Below are 18,593 nucleotides of genomic sequence, written 5' to 3'. Positions count from 1 at the left end.
TCAGACGATCCGTTGTCGTTGATATTCAGCTGTTGCTGGTATGCAGTTGTCGCTGATATTGATGCGGCGTGATGCCAAAAACCCGTTTGAATTTACGATTGAGATGGCTGACATCAGCAAAGCCTAAGTCGATCGCCACATCCGACGCTTTGTCGCCCACTTCCAGCGCTTGCTTGGCGCGGTTCACCCGACAGTTGAGCACGTACTGATGCGGCGTCATGCCGAACTGTTCGTTGAACAGGCGAATAAAATGGAACTTCGACATATTGGCGGCTTGGCAAATGTCATCCACGCTCAGCTTTTGATCGAGGTTGCTAAGAATGTACTCTTTGGCGCGCAGCAAGAGTGTGTCTTTGCGGCCATGATAATGTCCGGCGTTGAGCGAACCGCCACCTAAACGAATTATCGATTGGGCAATCGCCAGCAGCGCTGCTTCTTCCTCTAACGCAGACAGCGTCGGCTGGCGCATCATCTGGCTTAGATTCAGCACTTGATGGCGCAGCTGTTCATCATGAAACAGCGATTGCTTGAGACGCGCCTGATCGGGCGTAATTTGCCCCAAAGATTGCATCATATCCATCAGCGTGTGCTGCGGAATGTAAAGCATCTCGTATTCCAGCGCCGAGCGTTCCCCGGCACAGCCGTCATGCACCTGCTCAGGATTGAAGATCATCACATTGCCCACATTGCTTTTGTGATACGCGCCGCCGCTGAAAAAATCCTGACGACCTTTGCGAGTCACACCAATGCTGTATTCTTCATGCGCATGCTTATCGTAGCTGAACTCCTTCATTCGGGCAGAAAAGGCGCTCAGACCATCGGTATGTTGGCTGGGAAGATACTGAAACTGCTCTTGCATGAGGTTCATTCACTCGCGTTAATCAATAAAGCCAGTATAGGAACGCACGCCGTGGTTGAATAGAACAAAATTGCGAACTTTCGCAGCGAGGACGCCAGAGACAAAAAAAGGCGAGAAATTCTCTCGCCTTTTGGATTTAACAAGCCACTCGACAGTCAAGCATCTGGGCACACTTTTGGCTGGCGTTTAATCAAACGAACACGTGGCAGCAACAAGCCTGCGATCACCACCGCAATCCCGACCAGTTGTAGCTGAGTGGCCGCTTGACCAAGCATAAAAGAGGTCAGCACAGAGAAAATAGGCACAAAGTTGAAGAACAGCGCGGCATTGGCCGAACCAAGATGACGCACACCGTTCAACCACAACAGATACCCCGCCACCGTACCAAACACACCGATGTACACCACTTCCGAAACCCCCAGCGTGCTGCTGTTCCACAGCTCGGCAAACGGGTGTACTTCTGGCGATGCCAGGCACATCGCACCAATGACGGCCGCACCACTTAACATGCCGACAAAGGTATAAGGAATCACTGGCATCCAGCGGCTGATGCCTTGGCTGAAGTAAGTGTAAAGACTCCAGGCCAGCATACCGCAGAAAATCAGTTTATCGCCGTGATTGATCTCCATCGAAAACAGCGTTTCCAAGTGACCGTTAGTGATCACCATCAGCACGCCGGTTAAACTCACCAGCAGGCTAAAACACTGGGCAAACGAAGGCAGGGTGCGCAGCGCAATACAGGCAATGAGCGACGTCATCAGTGGGCTGAGCGCCATGATCAATGAGCCGTTGGTCGCATTGGTGTACGCAAGACCAGTAAACAACCCGAGGTTCAACCCGCCAACCCCAACGGCACTGACCGCAATCACCCACAACCACTGACGCGAACTCAGCTGAGGCTTAGACATCCGCGCCGCTTTGATATAGAGCCCCAAGCAAGCAGCCGCAATCACAAAGCGCCAGAACACCAGTGTCAGCGCATGCACCTCGTCCAGCGCGTGTTTACCAATGGGAAAGCAACTGCCCCAAAAGAAGGTACAGATAATGAGCAGAACAATCGCTTTCATCGTTGAATCAGATTTCATCGTCACTCCGAATGACTTGTCAAAACAGTTTCACTAGTGTATTGATTTCAATAACTGGATAAACAAGCAAAATTAAGACAGTAAATGCCAATAATGAAACCTAGCTATTCGTTAGACGATTTGCGCTGTTTTTGTGCTGTAGCACGCTCCGGCAGCTTCAAAGATGCCGCCCAATCATTGGGCATGCCACTCTCAACATTAAGTCGTCGTATCCGCCAGTTGGAAGCCGATTTGCAGCTTCGTCTGCTCAATCGCGATGCGCATCGTGTGGTGTTAACCAGCACGGGTGAGCAATATTTCCAACGTTCGGTGGCGCTGTTTGATGAACTTGATGATATCGATGAAGATCTGCACCGGGATAAACATCAGCCACAAGGAAAAATTCGCATCTCTGCACCGATCAATGCCGGTTCCCAGTTCTTGCGCACCATTTTTTATGATTTTCTGTTGCAGTACCCGGATATTCAGTTAGACCTGAGTTTTTCCAACTCTTTGATTGATATTGAAGCAGAAGGCATGGACGTGGTGTTTCGCGTAGGAAGCCCGGTGGTCGATAACTGGATCGCGCGGCCACTGAAACACATCCATTTCATTTTGTGCGCGCATCCCGATTACGATATTTCCACCATTACCACACCAGAGAAGCTGTGCGGGCATCCGACCATCATTTGTCGTCCGATGATTCCGTGGCAATTGGTGAATAAAGCGAGTGGCGAGGAATTTGATTATCACCCGCAGAAAGGTGTTCGTCTCGAAGTGGATGAAGTATTAATGCTTACCCATGCCGTGAAGACCGGGATTGGCATCGGCTATGTACCGGATTACTTCGCATTACCCATGATCGCCCAAGGGGAGATGACGCATGTCCTGCCCGACTGGAGCAGCAAAGTCAGAACACTGTTTATGCTCTATCGCGATCGTGACCACCTGCCGCTGCGGGTACGTTTGTTCGTTGAGTTCGTCATGCAGCGCTTTGCAGTGAACTAGCCTCGCCAACTCACTGCTTTTCATCGCTACACTGGCTATTGCTGAGCGGTTTTATAGCCCAACATGTAGCTCAGTTTACTGTTCTGTTTGCTGAGCTTTTTAAACTTCTTCGCATCAAAATGATCAAACTGTCCCATGGCTTTCGCCGACAGGCCAGAGCCGCCAATATCGTTACTCTGTTCAGCCAGGATCAGCTTAGACGCCGCCTCGATGGCATTTAAGTAGCCTTGCTCGGTGTTGAGATCGAATGGCGCCAGCGGTAACTGCGGCTTAAGTTGTTTCGCCCAGTAAAATTCAAGAAACGGCACGGGCTGAGCTGGCTTGTCCCAACTGACATCGCGCGCAAAGTACATCAGTGAACGATACGGATCGTCGGCAAAGTTTTCCATACCTAGCGTCGTTGGCAGCAACTGAGAAGAAATTGGCTGATCGCTGACATCAAACAGCCAGGTGTTTTTGTCCAGATCTAATTGTTTCCAGAACGCATCCATGGTTTTCAACCCACGATAATCTTTGTCCACCAGCACATTGACCGGAAACTCACTGCCACCACCTTCCATATGCCAGAAGGTATTAAAGGTATGATGACCGTCGGTGAGATAGAGTTGACTGTTCGGCGCAATGACCACCGTTTTCATATCCTTGCGCTCGGCACCTACTGGTTCCTTGCACTCAAAACTGGTTGCAATGGCGGGTTGGGATTGCGCATCAAAATGGCTTACTCCCTTCTGTCCGTTGGCTTCACAAATTTCATCAAATTGCTTTTCCGCATCCTGCTGATAGCGTCCTAACTTGTAATAAATCTGGTCATAACCCACGGAAGGTTGGGTAGGTTTTAGTTCCATCAGCGTCACAGGAAGTACATCGCCCTGATGAACCTTGGTCAGATCAATCGCCCAAGCGGATGTGTTTAACGTCGCAAACAACGTGAAAAGTAGTGCTGAATATTTCATTCTCTCAAATCCTTTAAGAATCGCGATGAGCAAGCTTAGTTCTGAGTTGTTACGGTTAGTTTACACAGATACTTCAGTTGCTTAATCCATTTCGATACTTCAGTATTTACTTAAGTAATGGATTACAGCTTCACAATTGATAGTGATAACAACTAAATGCATTGAGCAATATGAAAATTAATTGTTCAATTTTATCAGTAGGCATTCACTTTTTTTTCACACTTTTGTGGCTAAACTAACGCAGTTCATACAAAAAGGATTTTTATTTCAATATGCAGCCTCAATTGTCAGTTGTTCTTCCCGCAAAAAATGAAGCCGGCAATATCGGCCCCCTGATTGAAGAAATACATCACGCGCTCAATACCCATATCGAATTCGAAGTCGTCCTCACGGATGATGGCAGTGATGATGCTACCGTACAGGAAGCGATCGACACCGCAACCAGACTGGACTGCGCGCTGACGGTCATGCGCCATCCCAAGAGTTGCGGTCAGAGTACTGCGGTGCATACCGCAATCCGTAACGCAAAAGGCAAGTTAATCGCGACTCTCGATGCGGATGGCCAAAACGACCCGGCCGATATCATTCCGATGCTGGGCAAAGCCAGCCAGCTGACTGAGCCTCACTTCTGTATTGCTGGCTATCGCAACAAACGCAAAGACACCGCGTGGGTGAATTTCCAATCCAAAGTGGCGAACCGAATTCGTCAGGCGTTTCTTGCCGACGGAGTGCCAGACTCTGGTTGTGGCCTGAAACTCTTCCCCAAAGAAACATTTTTGTTGCTGCCCTACTTTGATCACATGCACCGTTTTCTGCCAGCGTTGATCCGTCGTATGAACGGCACGATTGTGGTCCATCCGGTTCATCATCGTCAGCGTTCTGTCGGGGTTTCCAAATACAATGTCTGGAATCGTTTGTGGGTGGGTATCGTCGACTTGTTTGGCGTGATGTGGCTGCGTCGCCGCACTAAATGGCCCGAAGTCGAACTGGCCTACACAAAAGCAGATTATGAAAATCGTTAAAATCGCGCTGTTAATCGCGATCGCTTTTCTGATCTATCGCGAATCCAACAGTGAACTTTGGCAAAACATCGCCGATGAAAACTGGGTGCGAAGTTACCTGATCAATAATGGCACCTCCGGCACCATGGCCTTATTATTGTTTGGTGCCGTGTTTACCGGTTGTGGCGGCCCGCGTCAGTTGATCGCCTTTACCTTCGGCTTTGCGTTCGGCAGTGTTTGGGGCACCGCGCTGTGTGTACTGAGTACGCTCGGTGGCGCGCTGTGCAGCTATTCGGTGGCACACTTTACTCTCAAGCCGACACTGACGCGAAAATTTGGTCGCCGAGTAGAGCAGTTCCGACAATTTGTCGGCTCAGCACCGTTTTCGAAAATCCTCATTATTCGCCTGTTTCCCGTTGGCAACAACCTGATTACCAATTTGCTCTCCGGCATTGCCAGTGTGCCGGTCAAGGCGTTCATCGGCGCATCACTGATTGGCTATCTGCCGCAAACGCTGATTTTTTCCTTGGCGGGATCCGGTGTCGGCTCCGCCAATGAATGGCAGCTGATTATTAGTATTGCGCTTGGCATCATCAGCATGGTGCTGACCGGGCATCTCTACCAGAAATACCGTAAATCACACACCAGGACGACCATTTAGCAGGACTCTACCTTTTATGATCAAACAGATTTCTGAACGTTTTCATAGCGATGACTACTACAAAGTGCTCTCTTTGTTGATGGTTTTCGCTTTCATCATTATTTTTGCCGGTATTGGCTTACGCTCGCCCTGGCCTGCCGATGAACCACGCTTTGCTGAAGTAGCTCGTGAAATGGTGGTATCCGGAAACTGGTTCTTCCCAATGCGCGGTGGCGAGCTGTATCCGGACAAACCACCAGTGTTCATGTGGGCGATCGCTCTGGTTTACTCATGGCTCGGCAATATGGACTGGGCGTTCATGATCCCGAACGCCTTGGCCGGCATGATTACTTTGCTGTGTGTTTACGATCTGGCAGCCAAGCTGTGGAACGTGCGCGTCGCACGCAATGCTTTCCTGCTGATGCTCATCGTGCCGCAGTTTGTACTGCAAGCCAAAACCGCTCAGATTGATGCGATGGTCGCCTGCTGGGTGACTCTGGCGATGTATGGTTTTGTTTATCACTTTTACATCAAGAAGAACTGGATTTGGTACTTTGCCAGCTGGGCCTTTATGGGGCTGGGCATCATCACCAAAGGGGTTGGCTTTCTGCCAGTCTTCTTCCTGATTCCCGTCATCATTAAGGCAATCCGCCATAAAACACCTTTCTCGTTGGCCAATGCTGTCAAATATGCACTGGGGCCGCTAGCGATGCTGGCTGTGATTGCCATGTGGCTACTGCCGATGCTGCATTACGCCGATATCAGCGGCAATCCGGACTTTACTGCTTACAAAAACAATATTCTGTTTAAACAAACTGGTGAGCGTTACGCCAACTCCTGGGGCCACATCAAGCCATGGCACTACTACATCACTGGTGTGATCCCGCTGTTCTGGTTCCCGGTTCCGTTCATGCTGATGAGCAAGAGTTACTGGAAAAACTACCGCGCAACACCAGTGATTCAATCGTTGCTGATTTGGGTAGTACTGGTGATCATTTTCTTCAGTATCAGTCCGGGTAAACGCGGCGTTTATGTGCTGCCTGCCATTCCGATGCTGGTTCTCGCGGTATCACCATGGATGACCAATTTCAAACCGCATCGTGTTCTCAGCGGCTTTATTAAAAGCTTCCTGTGGCTGGTGTGTATTATTTTGTTGGTTGGTGCGGGGCTGGCGCTGTTTGATAGCCATATTATTACCAAGCACCTCGAAGATGAGATAGATACCACATCCCTGACTCTGTTTCTCGCCAGCGCTGGGGTGATTTGGACACTGTTGCTGGTGTTTCTGCGTCAAAAATCAGTGTATTGCATTCTTGGTAGCGTATTGGCGTGTACCTGGCTGCTCTACAGCACCTGGGGATACACTTTGCTCAACCCGCTCCGAACGCCCGCTAAAGAGATCATGGCCGATGCCGCGCAGCAAATTGGTCAAGATGGCGAACTGGGTCTGGTGAAATTTAAGGAGCAGTTCCTGCTGTTCTCTCCGATTCCGTTGACGCAATTCAGTTATCTCGCAGAACCTGACCAGCAGTTCCGCAATGCTTGGTTGTGGATGAAAGAGAAGCCGAATCGTTTCATCATGATGGCACAACGTGATGACGTAGAATGTTTTGACAACAGCAAAGCCAAGTTGCTGGGCTACGGCCACCGCCAAAGCTGGATGCTGTTTGGTCAGGATAGCCTGACGCCGACCTGTACACCGCCGGATCGCATTCAGCGCTATTCAATGCCCATGCCTCGCTGAGGCAATTGTGTCAGATAAAGACAAAACCGGGTCATTGGCCCGGTTTTTTATTGTCTGCCATGCGCAAGCGCTTTTCCGCGCGCTACACTCTGTGTACCGGAGGTGAATCATGCGCGAGTTTTCTCCCTTAACCCTGTCCAACCCGATTACGCAGCTTAGCAACGAGCCTGGCACACCCGCTTTCTGGCTGTTCAGTCAGTATCTCGTGAATGAGTTTCAACTTGCTCAGCTATACGAGCCGGGAGTTTTGCGTGATCAGGAGAGTGAATATCTTCATCAGTATCGGGTCAGCCTGCGCCGCTGCCGCTCGCTACTCTCAATCATGGCCGGGTTGTATCAAAGCAAACCCGTCAGCCTGCTGTTGCAACAGTTCAAAACCTTGATGGAACCGACCGGGAAAGTACGTGATCTGGATGTATTTATTAACCCTCAATCACATGACGCCGCGATCTTCGCGAAGCTGACGCCGCTGCTACCTTTTGTTCAGACTGAACGAGCCCAGGCTTTTGAACTGCTCACCTTGTGGCTGAAAGGCAAAGAGTACCGGGAGTTGAAACAAGCCACCTACGCCAGTTTGCTTGACTGCGCCCAACATCCTAGTGATATGGGCCTCGGTGATATCGCCGAGTTCGCACAAACACAATGGAATGAGCACCATAAGCGGCTTCTTAAACGCATCGACAAAGTCGATGCCCACAGCTCCGACGAAGCCATCCACAACGTGCGAATCGCGGGTAAAAAAGTACGCTATCTGGCCGATTTTGGTCTGGCTTTCAAACTTAATACCCGTTCTGGTTTGTCACTCAAGAAACTAAAACAGCTGCAAACTGAGTTGGGAGAATTCAACGACACCGCCAGTCAAATCGTCTTCTGTCGTGACCATCTGGCTCCTTTGCAATACGAAGTTCAAACCTCAGGAGCGATCGCGGAATTTATTGAGCATACGTTAGAACGTCATAAGCAGAACAAACAACGTATTCTCCACTCATTACACAAGCTTCATCGGCGCAAATAAGACATTAAAAAGCCGCAGTGATGACACTGCGGCTGACGTTACTTCGTTGTCTTTGCGTTAAGTTAGCCGTGTTTTTCCGCCACCATGTCAGAAATACAGCCCATCACGTGGTTACTCGCTTTCTCGGCATCACTGATCGTAGCAATCAAAGAGTGCAGCACGCTGTCGTCATTGAGCCAGTCTTGTTTCACCAAGTCCATCGCCACATGCATTTTGCTGTGCACCTCTTTGTGATGGCTCGCTAGGCGGCGATAGGCAGGCAAGTCTTTGAATGACTCATAGCCTTCACCTTCGTAGTACCATTTACCCAAGCGACAATTATGGTGATCAACACTCACTGCATGCGCCTCATTGCCTTCACCGTTGCTCTCCAGACCGATGTAGCCATTTTGCATGTAGATGATGTGATCCAGTTTGACCAGAGTTGCAAACGCGATGTCTTTAGTTTGGTTGATCAGCGCAATGGTCTCCTGCGACGAATTCGCCACCTGATCAAAGTTGGTGTGGAAGTGATTCACTTCATCGCCCACCTTAGCGGTTTGCTCACCTACTGCCATGGTTTGCGACACCATATCTTGAATCTGCTCAGTCAGCGACGTTACCACATTGCTGATTTCTGCTGTCGAGGAACGGGTGCGATCCGCCAGCATACGCACTTCATCGGCCACCACGGCAAAACCACGTCCCACTTCTCCCGCACGCGCGGCTTCAATAGCCGCGTTGAGCGCCAGCAAGTTGGTTTGCTCGGCAATATCAGTGATGATTTTAATCGTGTCTGAAATACGCACACTATTGCTGCCAAGGCGTTGTGCGGTCTCTTCCATGCTGGTCATGCGCTGGTTCATGTCTTCGAGCGCGTATTTCAGCTCTTTCACCGTTTCACGGCTGCCCTCCGCACCATCGCGGTTTTGCGTCGCAATCGACAGCACATCGTCCATCCTTTGCGACAGCGACACCAGTTCCTGCTGGTTGTTTTTCAGATTGATCAACAGGTTCGACGTGTTGATATGGTGCAACTCACTTTTCAAACGATTCTGAGTCGAAAAGATATGAGCATCGTGCATCGACCGAATTGCAATGTTGATGTTGTCCATCGTCGCGGCAAATTCGCCCGGCATACCATCGGATAAACCATTACGATGAAATTGCTTTTGCGAAGTACGCTGAAAGCTGTTCGACAGCTCTTTGAAGTTGGTTTCGACAATGTCGAGAAAATCGTTCAGTGCCCATGCCACCTGACCGACTTCACCCAAGCCTTTGGTTTGGGTGATACGTACGTGAATATTGCCTTGCTTGGCTTCTTCGAGCGCATCACAAATACGCCCCAGCACCATAATCGGGCGAATCTGATCGCGATAGGCATAAAACGCAAACCCGACAGTGAACACTGGCACCACTAAGTTAAGCCAATTAAATCCGTACAAAAAGATATTGGCGATCGACAACCCAATGATCACTGCCACAAAGACGCAGCACAGCACCAGAAATTTTTGTCTGAGCAGCAGGATATTTTTACTGATATGACTGTTATTCATCACGCTGTCCTTTTTATCGATACCGTTTATACAAATCGAGAACGTATTGCTCGTAGCTCATGCCTTGCTCTCGCTCAACGGTGTCTACCATCCAGTTCCAGGAAAGCTCCGGAGCCTGCTTTCTGTCTGCGTGACGTTCCTTCTCAGACATCTGCTGATAAATTTTTTTGATGACCTCAATCGACTCTTTAGGCGGTGTGCGGCGCACGGAATAGTAACCTACCGTTTTGCCATTAATGACGTCCGGGGTGATATTGGCGAAAACCCAATAGTAGTTTCCATCGGCGGTTGTATTTTTGACGAAACCAAAAAACTCCTGACCGGATTTGAGTGTTTTCCATAAACCATGAAAAACACCCCGGGGCATCGAAGGATGACGAATGATGTTGTGATTCTGCCCCAACAGCTGGATTTCAGAGAAATTAGCGACGCGCATGAAAGTGCGATTCGCGTAGGTTAAACGGCCTTGAAGATCAGTTTTACTTATAATCATCTCGTCGCGGCCAAACGAGACTTCCTTTTCTGTGCTCACGATTACTCACCACTAGTGATAAAACCCACATAAACTATAGCGACAAATATATGGATTCATTTAACACTCGCAAGCAGATATGCAACAAAATCTGCAAACTACCACTTTAGGGGTATTAAATTAAGGCAATCGATTGCAAAAGATTATCTTTTACCTCCCCTTTCTCATGTGATTTGGCGAAAAACCGAACAGCTTACGAAACGCAGTAATAAAGTTGGCTGAATGCGCATAACCTGCTATTTCTGCCGCTTCCTGAATGGTGACACTGCGTTCTTCCAGTTTTACCTTAACTTGTTGCAGCTTACGCTCACGCAGGTATCGTTGCAGGCTCATGCCAAGCTCTTTTCTTGCCGCACGTTGCAGGGTTGAAACGCTCATTCCCAGCTCCTGGGCAATGGTTGTCAGCGGCATGTCGTCAACTTTTTCCTCCATCAGAAACATTTTCAGCCGGGTTGACTGGGCGTCATGGCGCAAAGACGACACAAACGACCGTTGCCTGATGTTCGTCATCAGGTTATCCCAGACCGCCAATGCAAATGCCTCACGCATCAGAGATTCCGCCGCACTTTGGCTGCTGGTCAGATTGAGCGCTTCCGCCATCTGGCCGATATGCGGTGGTAACGACCAGTCAAAACGACTCAAATGACAGCTGAGCACCTGCTGAAAGTGCTCTCGGGTTTTGTCATTCATCGTCGTATCAAGCCAATGGGTTGAAAATGAAAGCACAATACTGCGGCTGCGCACATAGGCTTTGGCCGCGCCGCGCACTAATCCGGGTTCGAGGTAATTAATGGCCGTCGCGACGATCGGATCGGACTTATGGAAACGACACCCTTTGAGCTGATGAGTTTCTCCGTAGGTCATTAACGCCTTGCTCTCCAGCGGAATGGCAATGATCAACTGCGGCGGAATCTCGCGCTGAGTAGAAAAATCGGCCTTATGTACGATGTCCTTATTGTGGAACAGAACTCCGTCCTGCACTTTCAGGTTTTCAACCCTGCCGGTAAACAAACCGCGCTGACGAACGTTGAACTCTCCGACCACTGAATTACTCATCACTACTTTGACCATTTTGAAAAACTAAATGAACAGAACGCAAAATATTGTCCCGATAATGAGTGATATATTAACGCCCACAAAATCAAATGAAAATAATTATCATATAGATTTAAGGAGTTAATCGCTTTATGGTGGTCTTTCAAAACAAAGCATTGAATCCAGTGGCGCTGGCTATTTCAGTCGCCCTTGGTTTCGCATCCCTTCAACCAGCGATGGCTGAAGAATCTCAGGACAAAGCTGACGAAACGGTTGTGGTTTATGGTAACCCGCTGTACGGCATGGCGCCGTCAGAAGAAACGGGCGGCTACAGCGTTGATTCTGCTACGGTAGGCACCAAAACACCCGCGGCATTGAAAGACATTCCTCAGTCGATAACTGTCCTGACCAACGATTACATTGAAGAACGTAATTTTGTCGCCGTGGACGATCTCGCTAAATACACCCCGGGCTTGCGCACTATGGTCAACGACAGTGGCCGCTCTTCCATTTTCTCCCGCGGCTACGAATACGATGAAGTGAACCTGAACGGTTTGCCATCCCCGATGCAGAGCAAATACGGTAACCTGCCTTCTCTGGCGGCGGTCGACCGCGTCGAAATCATGCGTGGTCCATCCGGCCTGTTCAACAGCACCAGTGAACTCGGCGGCGTGATCAACATGGTTTTGAAACGCCCAACGGAAGAATTCAGCGGTTCGGTGACGGCGCGTTACGGCAGCTGGGATCGCCATTACCTTGAAGCAGATATGGGAGGTTCACTGAATGAAGATGGCACCGTGCGTGGCCGCTTTGTTGTCGCGAACGCCGATATCAAAAACCAGGTGGATTACAACGACAACGATAATGGCACCTATTACGGCACCATGGAATTCGACTTGTCTGATACCACCCTGCTGTCGGTGTACGTCCTGCATCAAACCAAGGACATTGTGCCAACCAATGGTTTGCCAGCCTACAGCGACGGCTCAATGCTTAACGTCAGCCGCAGCACGTATTTGGGGTCTGCGGACGACAATTTTAACGCCAAGACCACTGATGTCGGCGCGTCCTTGCAACATGCTTTCCCGAATGGCGGTGTCGGTCAGATCTCAGCGCGTTATATGGACCACGACATGTCGCTGGAGCAGACTTACACCAATGGTGCGGTGGATGCCGATGGCAATACCGGTCTGATGTTCAGTGCGCAGGCAAACCAACAGAAAAACGCAGCGTTTGATGCAAACTACAGCCAGATGTTCGGCCTGCTGGGCCATCAAAGCGAGTTTGTCGTCGGTACGGATTACAAACGCTACGAATCAGACACACAGAGCTACACCAACCGCAAGTTCGCGTCGATTAACGTGTTTGATTACGATCCAACCAGCGTTACTACACCAACGTACAGCTACACCAGCAATGTCCATGAAGTGCAATCGGAACTCGGCCTGTACGGTAAAGTGACGTGGCGTTTGTTGGAACCTCTGGCCGTCATCACCGGAGCTCGTGTTTCCTGGTACGATTTGGAAAGCACCACCACGACACTCTCTACTGGCGCAGAAAGCAGCGAAACCGACAGTTTTAATGGCAAGATCACCCCTTATGCCGGCGTAGTGTATGACCTGACTGATGAGCACGCGTTGTATGCGAGCTATTCAAAAGTGTTTAAGCCGCAAACCAGCCAGGACGAAAACGGCGACATGCTCAAACCACGTGAAGGCAACCAGTGGGAAACGGGCGTAAAATCGTCACTGCTTGATGGCCGTCTGAACACACGCGCCAGCGTATTCCTGATGAAAGACAACAATATCGCTGCGCAAGCATACGATGACAGCGGCGTCGCTATCACCAACACCTACTGGGCGACCGGTAAAGTGGAAACCAAAGGGGTGGAACTGGAAGCCACTGGCTACCTGACCCAAAACTGGATGACGATGACAGGTTATACCTTCACTGATATCGACGAAAAATCCGGCGACCACAACTCCAAATTTGATGCCATTCCTCGCCACTCACTGTCATTGTGGACTGATTACCATCTGGCAGACTGGGTGCAAGGGCTGCACATCGGCGGCGGTATGACCGCAGTGAGCGATTACTCCTTCACTAAGAATGGAGTGACCACGCATCAGGGCGGTTACGCACTATTCGATGCCGCGATTCGCTACGACATCACCGACAATATGCAGGCGACGTTTAACGTCTACAACTTGTTTGACCGCGAATATTTCTACCGTGTCGGCACAACCACCACATTCAACATGTACGGTGAACCGGCGAACGTTATGGCAGGCTTCACTTATAAATTCAAATAACGCCTGTCTGCAGGGCGATAGCCCTGCTCTTCTTGATTGCAAAACCCAATCGGTGTTGACTCCGATTGGGTTTTCGCACTGATTTACACTGGAACCCATCTGTTTATGAAGAAAATCATCACGACGCTCGCCGCCTTGCTGAGCTTGTCATCTGTCCAATCAGCCCCGCTCAACTACGCTCAGCTATACACTCATCACTCGTCGCTGCTCAACGAAGACCGCCAGTACAGCGTCTATTTACCACAAGAGTATGCTCGCTATCCCAATCAGCATTTTCCGGTACTGTATCTGCTCGATGGCGATCAGCGCCTGTTGCAGGTTGCGGGGGTCGTCCATTCATTTCGTTCCGGCCTGACGCCTGCGATACCGGCGATGATCATCGTCGCCATACACAATACGGATCGTATGCGTGATTACACCCCCAGCCATACCACTCAACTCCCCAATGGCGAATCAGCGGGCCCGAGCTATGCGCATACCGGAGGCGGACCTAAATTCCTGCAATATCTGACTCAGGAACTACGCCCAGAAATTGAACGCCAATTTCGTACCACTGCACCCAACCTGTTAGTGGGGCACTCTTTAGGCGGGCTGCTTGCACTCGACTCTGTGGCGCGCGACAAAGGCGCTTTTCAGGGCTATATCTCCATTGATGCCAGCCTATGGTTTGACTACCCAAGCAACTATCAGCGCATTGAACATGCGTTGATTACGCCGCTCAAACACCGCTCTTCGCTGTACATCGCCGTCGCCAATAACCCCTACACGCCAGGTTTTGGCCGCTCAGCCTTTCACCGCGATCATCTCAAAGCCTTCGCTGAGAGCGTCAACGCTCACCCGGCAGCCAATCTGGATGTCACTTTCCACTACTACGAAAACGACGATCACCACTCGGTCTATCATCCGGCGGTTTATCAAGGACTACAGTGGCTGTTTCGCGGCTATCAGTTGGATCTCTCACCGGGCGAACTGAACCGTGACCAAGTCGTTGCCAATTATCAGGCACTCAACTCTAGGCTTAGTAGCCAACTGGCGCCAGATAGCGACTCCCTCAACATGGTGATCAATAAAGCCAAACGTTGGCCGCAAATGCAAATTGATGCGAACCAGGCGCAAGCAGTGAAAGATTACTTTGATAGTGAGTCGCAGGCAGAGAAGTAAAGATAATACGGCGATTCGACCTTTAGCGGGTCGTCGTATTCAAACAAGAATCCGTGAAGCGCCGAATTTCAGGCATAAAAAAACCAGCATTAAGCTGGCTGGTACTTGATATTCAAGGAAAGAATGGAGGCGCGTCCCGGAGTCGAACCGAGGTTCACGGATTTGCAATCCGCTGCATGGCCACTCTGCCAACGCGCCTTACCTTGAACATCATTCGGGGCGTTCCCCGTTGCGTTCGCTGCACACTTTACGGATTGAGCGACGAGAGTCAAACAAAAAAATACTTTTTTAGTTCGCCTGCTGAGATTTACACCAGATTGACCAGTTCTTCAGCGCTCACGCCGCCTGAAACGCGTTATCTCACCACTTGCGCATTAAGCGCCCGACCAGATTAGGATGATAGTGCCAGCAGTGATCAAACATACTCATCAGCTCAGGGTTGCCATATTTGGACAAACTGATGGCATGAAAGCGGTTCTTTTTCTGCTTCAGAAGCTGTACTTTGGCCAGAATTTCTTCGTCCTGTTTTGGCGCGATGAAATCGGAAATCACCACCATATCAGCGTTTTTGTAGCGGCCCCCCTCCATCAACTCAATGGATTTGAGCATCACAGGTTCAAGATCGGTGCCGCCGTGAAACGCGTAACTGAGAAAATCGCTCGCTTCACGCAGACCGTCCTGTCGGGTCAGTTCATAGGTAATGTGTTCGGTCGAAAACAGCATCACAAAGCAGTCGCGATCTTCGGCCAGCGCAATCTGCATCAGGGCATAAGCCATCGCTTTGGCACATTGCTCAGGAAACCCGTTCATCGAACCAGAGGCATCCACACACACAATGAACGGGCCTTTCTCAATATCGGCCTGCTTGTTATCCGGCCGGTGAGCACGCACTTTGCGCAGCGTGCGTGATTTACCCTGCATGCGATAGTTCATCAAACGTTTGTCGACCAAATGTTTGTAGAACACCACTTCCAGCTCGGGATAAGCCAAAAACATGGTTTCGTTGGGCAGCAGCTTGTTTAAATCGTCACTTTCATGAATGCCGACGATGTCATCGGTCGCCTCATCAGATTTCTCTTCCACCATTTGCAGCTCTTCGGCTGGCGCACGGTTAAGATCCGGATCATCAATATCGCTGGCCATACGACCTAACTGTTCAGCAATTTCCTGCAATCCCTGATTCTTTTTGAGAAACTCCGCGTGACGTTTCATCACCGAGATATCACCGCGACTCAGCTTGGCCGCCGCCATATCCCACAAGCGCCCGACACTGGCCTCGTCACCCGATTCGGTCACCTTGTCCATATTACGGATGGTTTCCATGCGCTGGTAGAGATCGGCCAGCAGCTTTTCTTTGTTGGCTTCCAGCTCGAGAATCTGCGCCTGACGAATGGCATCAGACAGCGACTTGTACCACTGATCGCAAAAGAAATGAGCAAACATCGGGTTGTGAATGCCTTTGTTTTTTTCCAGCAGACGGCGGGCGGGCAAATAGAACGCCGAATGCCATTCCAGCTTTTTCACCACGTCAGGGATGCGTTCAAAGAAGGTCTCTTCATCCCAGTGAATCACTTCCTGATAGAGTCCTAATTCTTGCTGAAAACGCTCGGTTTCGCACACGCGGGTTATGCGTTTTTTCACGCTACCGCGCCATTTGAGCAGATGGCTTTTCACCGACGATTTTACACCACGGCTTTCTGCCATCATCATGACCTGAGAACGACCCATTAAATCGCTGACGGCAGTATCAATGATCCCGGAGTCAGCAATCATCAGCGCGAGGTTCAGTCCGTCTACACCGAGCATTCAGGCCACCTACGAGAAGAATTGGTCAAGATTGCGAAAACGCTGCACGCTTTTCTCGCACTCGGTCTGAGTGCCTTCGAGCTGCTGCTGAAGCTGCTGCAATGTCGCTTCCATTGCGGTCGGCAGTTCCGGATCGATAAAATTGTGTGGCAGTGCGCCGTGGAATTTAGAACGAACTTTACGCAAGTGGTGCTCAGCATGCTGCAGTTGCGTCACTGCCTGCTCGGCCTTGACCAACCAATCCTGATACAAAGAAGCGTCCAGACCTTGCGCTGTGACCAGTGACACCAGCACCGAACGGTTGGCAATGTCTTTGATCACCAGATTGTTGCTTGCATCAACATCAAAACGCAGACGGCACAGGTTGGTGTTCTGATTGACGTAACCATATACATCGCCACGACCTTCCTTGATCACGCGCTCCAGTTCGTTCTTTGGCACGTATACCCAGCGGCTGTCACCTTTCTCCGACTCTGAAACCGACATGTTGCTTTGCAGCAAGACCAGTTTCACCAAGTCATACGCCGAACCGACTTTGTAGCTCTTGGCGTTACTGATGTCATATTGGTGGAATTGCTTTTTGATAAGACCGGTTGAGGTTTCCATCGACAACATCATGCCGAATTCAGATTCCAGCTCATCCTGAATCGCGGTGAGCTCTTCGCGGCACAGTTCGATTTGCTGCTCGACCTCAAGTTGGTCAAATGCATAGCGCAGCGCAAACTCGCGAATCACTTCGCGCACCACTTCACGAGATTCCGGGCTGTTCCACAGACAGTCTTGTAACAGCAGCAAATCGAGCGGATTGATCGCATCGCGACCATTAAAGAACGCGCTGGCTTTGAGCAGCTTCACTGCTTTTTTCCAACGGCGGTCAGACACATACACATCGGCTTGTGGCAGATGGCTATCCTCAACCGCCTTCTCCAGCATATTTTTCAGCTGATACAACTTCTCAAACACATCATCACTCAGCTCCAGCTTATCCAGTTGAGACTGCCATTGATGATACTCTTCGTCAGTGATCGCCAGCCCGTCAGGAATACGCGCTTCCTGCGGCGTACCGACGGTCAGCATGGATTTAAAGTTCTGCTTGTTTTGAATGCGGTTAACGAACACACGCACCAGCATGCGGTCATACAAGGCTTCAAGGCCACTGTCTTCATCCGGCAATTCGTTGGATGCAGAAACCAAAAGGCGCATCGGCACGCGTTCGATATCGCTACCGTTTTTGAACGTTTTTTCGTTAACGACGGTCAGTAGCGTATTGAGGATGGCCGGGCCGGCTTTCCAGATTTCATCCAGAAACACCACTTGCGCGGTAGGTAGGTAACCTTGCGTCAGACGCACGTAACGACCGTTGTCTTTAAGCTCTTGGATACTGAGTGGACCAAACACCTCTTCCGGCGTGGAAAAGCGAGTCATCAGATATTCGAAATAGCTGCTGTTATCGAACGCTTGGATCAGTCGTTTGGCGATTAAACTTTTGGCAATGCCCGGAGGACCGAGCAGAAATACACTCTCACCAGACAAAGCGGCAAGAAGACACAATTTGATGGTACTTTCACGTTCGTACACGCCATCAGACAGGGCTTTGGCTAATTTATTGATACGTTCTGAGAGAAGCGCCTTTTGTGCGTGAGAGGCAGAAGACGGATTGATCATAGAATCGCTCCACGGCAGGCTTGGACATTAGAATAATAGTAGAAAGACTTATACATTTGTTATCACTTTGTTACAAGTGTATTTTTATCTGAACGCATCCTTATATCAGATCTCCTTTCCCTGAAATATCACGGAATCAATGTTTGCAGATTTGAGAGTTAGCTCACTAATTAACCCTAATACAAACAAGGACTAAGTGCCACTTTAACCTCACCGCTTCACATCGGACGCAGAACGACCAATCACCGCACGGATAACACAAT

General features: G+C 49.9%; 15 protein-coding genes and 1 tRNA gene. 7 read left to right on the top strand and 9 right to left on the bottom strand.

Annotated elements, in window-relative coordinates; all coding sequences use genetic code 11:
- Positions 1–25 precede the first annotated feature (25 nt).
- Together LGV68_RS09515 and LGV68_RS09510 are read right to left on the bottom strand one after the other, a co-directional pair.
- Positions 26–859, bottom strand: coding sequence for an AraC family transcriptional regulator (locus LGV68_RS09515; RefSeq protein WP_222777493.1), 834 nt, complete (start codon positions 857–859; stop codon positions 26–28).
- Between the two features lie 155 nt (positions 860–1,014).
- Positions 1,015–1,944 (bottom strand): DMT family transporter, encoded by a 930-nt coding sequence (locus tag LGV68_RS09510; protein WP_252536633.1) that lies wholly within the window; start codon positions 1,942–1,944, stop codon positions 1,015–1,017.
- 93 nt (positions 1,945–2,037) lie between these two features.
- Between LGV68_RS09510 and LGV68_RS09505 the strand changes: the two genes are divergently transcribed.
- Positions 2,038–2,931 (top strand): LysR family transcriptional regulator, encoded by an 894-nt coding sequence (locus LGV68_RS09505; RefSeq protein ID WP_020329160.1) that lies wholly within the window; start codon positions 2,038–2,040, stop codon positions 2,929–2,931.
- 35 nt (positions 2,932–2,966) lie between these two features.
- Here LGV68_RS09505 and LGV68_RS09500 read toward each other — a convergent pair whose 3' ends face one another.
- Positions 2,967–3,884 (bottom strand): ParB/Srx family N-terminal domain-containing protein, encoded by a 918-nt coding sequence (locus LGV68_RS09500; protein ID WP_252536630.1) that lies wholly within the window; start codon positions 3,882–3,884, stop codon positions 2,967–2,969.
- A gap of 272 nt (positions 3,885–4,156) precedes the next feature.
- On the opposite strand from LGV68_RS09500, the gene LGV68_RS09495 reads away from it, so the two are divergent.
- From LGV68_RS09495 to LGV68_RS09480, 4 genes are all read left to right on the top strand, one after another.
- Positions 4,157–4,906 carry a glycosyltransferase family 2 protein gene (locus LGV68_RS09495; RefSeq protein WP_252536628.1) on the top strand — a complete coding sequence of 250 codons (750 nt, stop codon included), beginning with the start codon at positions 4,157–4,159 and terminating at the stop codon, positions 4,904–4,906.
- Positions 4,893–5,546 (top strand): VTT domain-containing protein, encoded by a 654-nt coding sequence (locus LGV68_RS09490; protein WP_252536622.1) that lies wholly within the window; start codon positions 4,893–4,895, stop codon positions 5,544–5,546. The genes LGV68_RS09495 and LGV68_RS09490 overlap by 14 nt, the downstream gene beginning before the upstream one ends.
- Positions 5,547–5,562: 16 nt before the next feature.
- Positions 5,563–7,269 carry a glycosyltransferase family 39 protein gene (locus LGV68_RS09485; protein ID WP_252536620.1) on the top strand — a complete coding sequence of 569 codons (1,707 nt, stop codon included), beginning with the start codon at positions 5,563–5,565 and terminating at the stop codon, positions 7,267–7,269.
- Positions 7,270–7,378: 109 nt separating this feature from the next.
- Complete coding sequence (locus LGV68_RS09480; protein ID WP_212572464.1) at positions 7,379–8,284, top strand: CHAD domain-containing protein; 906 nt, start codon at positions 7,379–7,381, stop codon at positions 8,282–8,284.
- A 62-nt stretch (positions 8,285–8,346) separates the two neighbouring features.
- Here the strand turns inward: LGV68_RS09480 and LGV68_RS09475 are convergent, their stop codons facing one another.
- The 3 genes from LGV68_RS09475 to LGV68_RS09465 form a co-directional block, all read right to left on the bottom strand.
- Positions 8,347–9,819: a methyl-accepting chemotaxis protein gene (locus LGV68_RS09475; protein ID WP_158146104.1), complete on the bottom strand. Its 1,473-nt coding sequence runs from the start codon at positions 9,817–9,819 to the stop codon at positions 8,347–8,349.
- 13 nt (positions 9,820–9,832) lie between these two features.
- Positions 9,833–10,351 carry a PAS domain-containing protein gene (locus tag LGV68_RS09470; protein ID WP_202648295.1) on the bottom strand — a complete coding sequence of 173 codons (519 nt, stop codon included), beginning with the start codon at positions 10,349–10,351 and terminating at the stop codon, positions 9,833–9,835.
- A gap of 150 nt (positions 10,352–10,501) precedes the next feature.
- Positions 10,502–11,407, bottom strand: coding sequence for an AraC family transcriptional regulator (locus LGV68_RS09465; protein ID WP_252536747.1), 906 nt, complete (start codon positions 11,405–11,407; stop codon positions 10,502–10,504).
- A 131-nt stretch (positions 11,408–11,538) separates the two neighbouring features.
- Here LGV68_RS09465 and LGV68_RS09460 point away from each other — a divergent pair, with 131 nt between their 5' ends.
- Together LGV68_RS09460 and LGV68_RS09455 are read left to right on the top strand one after the other, a co-directional pair.
- Positions 11,539–13,698 (top strand): TonB-dependent siderophore receptor, encoded by a 2,160-nt coding sequence (locus LGV68_RS09460; RefSeq protein ID WP_158152242.1) that lies wholly within the window; start codon positions 11,539–11,541, stop codon positions 13,696–13,698.
- Positions 13,699–13,803: 105 nt separating this feature from the next.
- Positions 13,804–14,859 (top strand): alpha/beta hydrolase-fold protein, encoded by a 1,056-nt coding sequence (locus tag LGV68_RS09455; RefSeq protein ID WP_252536618.1) that lies wholly within the window; start codon positions 13,804–13,806, stop codon positions 14,857–14,859.
- 124 nt (positions 14,860–14,983) lie between these two features.
- On the opposite strand, the gene LGV68_RS09450 is transcribed toward LGV68_RS09455, so the two are convergent.
- From LGV68_RS09450 to LGV68_RS09440, 3 genes are all read right to left on the bottom strand, one after another.
- Positions 14,984–15,057: transfer RNA gene (locus LGV68_RS09450), tRNA-Cys, on the bottom strand.
- A gap of 162 nt (positions 15,058–15,219) precedes the next feature.
- Complete coding sequence (gene viaA / locus LGV68_RS09445) at positions 15,220–16,665, bottom strand: ATPase RavA stimulator ViaA (RefSeq protein WP_020329146.1); 1,446 nt, start codon at positions 16,663–16,665, stop codon at positions 15,220–15,222.
- Between the two features lie 9 nt (positions 16,666–16,674).
- Positions 16,675–18,330: an ATPase RavA domain-containing protein gene (locus LGV68_RS09440; protein WP_172558586.1), complete on the bottom strand. Its 1,656-nt coding sequence runs from the start codon at positions 18,328–18,330 to the stop codon at positions 16,675–16,677.
- Positions 18,331–18,593 lie beyond the last annotated feature (263 nt).

Source organism: Vibrio sp. LQ2 (genome assembly GCF_023920125.1).
Classification (GTDB): domain Bacteria; phylum Pseudomonadota; class Gammaproteobacteria; order Enterobacterales; family Vibrionaceae; genus Vibrio; species Vibrio fluvialis.
The sequence above is the reverse complement of the archived record's forward strand: the minus strand, read 5'-3'. Positions and strand labels throughout refer to the sequence as shown.

Excerpts from the sequence above, each read along its gene's own strand:
- LGV68_RS09515 (WP_222777493.1), bottom strand. The coding sequence starts at position 859 with ATGCAAGAGCAGTTTCAGTATCTTCCCAGCCAACATACCGATGGTCTG.
- LGV68_RS09510 (WP_252536633.1), bottom strand. The coding sequence starts at position 1,944 with ATGAAATCTGATTCAACGATGAAAGCGATTGTTCTGCTCATTATCTGT.
- LGV68_RS09505 (WP_020329160.1), top strand. The coding sequence starts at position 2,038 with ATGAAACCTAGCTATTCGTTAGACGATTTGCGCTGTTTTTGTGCTGTA.
- LGV68_RS09500 (WP_252536630.1), bottom strand. The coding sequence starts at position 3,884 with ATGAAATATTCAGCACTACTTTTCACGTTGTTTGCGACGTTAAACACA.
- LGV68_RS09495 (WP_252536628.1), top strand. The coding sequence starts at position 4,157 with ATGCAGCCTCAATTGTCAGTTGTTCTTCCCGCAAAAAATGAAGCCGGC.
- LGV68_RS09490 (WP_252536622.1), top strand. The coding sequence starts at position 4,893 with ATGAAAATCGTTAAAATCGCGCTGTTAATCGCGATCGCTTTTCTGATC.
- LGV68_RS09485 (WP_252536620.1), top strand. The coding sequence starts at position 5,563 with ATGATCAAACAGATTTCTGAACGTTTTCATAGCGATGACTACTACAAA.
- LGV68_RS09480 (WP_212572464.1), top strand. The coding sequence starts at position 7,379 with ATGCGCGAGTTTTCTCCCTTAACCCTGTCCAACCCGATTACGCAGCTT.
- LGV68_RS09475 (WP_158146104.1), bottom strand. The coding sequence starts at position 9,819 with ATGAATAACAGTCATATCAGTAAAAATATCCTGCTGCTCAGACAAAAA.
- LGV68_RS09465 (WP_252536747.1), bottom strand. The coding sequence starts at position 11,407 with ATGAGTAATTCAGTGGTCGGAGAGTTCAACGTTCGTCAGCGCGGTTTG.
- LGV68_RS09460 (WP_158152242.1), top strand. The coding sequence starts at position 11,539 with ATGGTGGTCTTTCAAAACAAAGCATTGAATCCAGTGGCGCTGGCTATT.
- LGV68_RS09455 (WP_252536618.1), top strand. The coding sequence starts at position 13,804 with ATGAAGAAAATCATCACGACGCTCGCCGCCTTGCTGAGCTTGTCATCT.
- viaA (WP_020329146.1), bottom strand. The coding sequence starts at position 16,665 with ATGCTCGGTGTAGACGGACTGAACCTCGCGCTGATGATTGCTGACTCC.
- LGV68_RS09440 (WP_172558586.1), bottom strand. The coding sequence starts at position 18,330 with ATGATCAATCCGTCTTCTGCCTCTCACGCACAAAAGGCGCTTCTCTCA.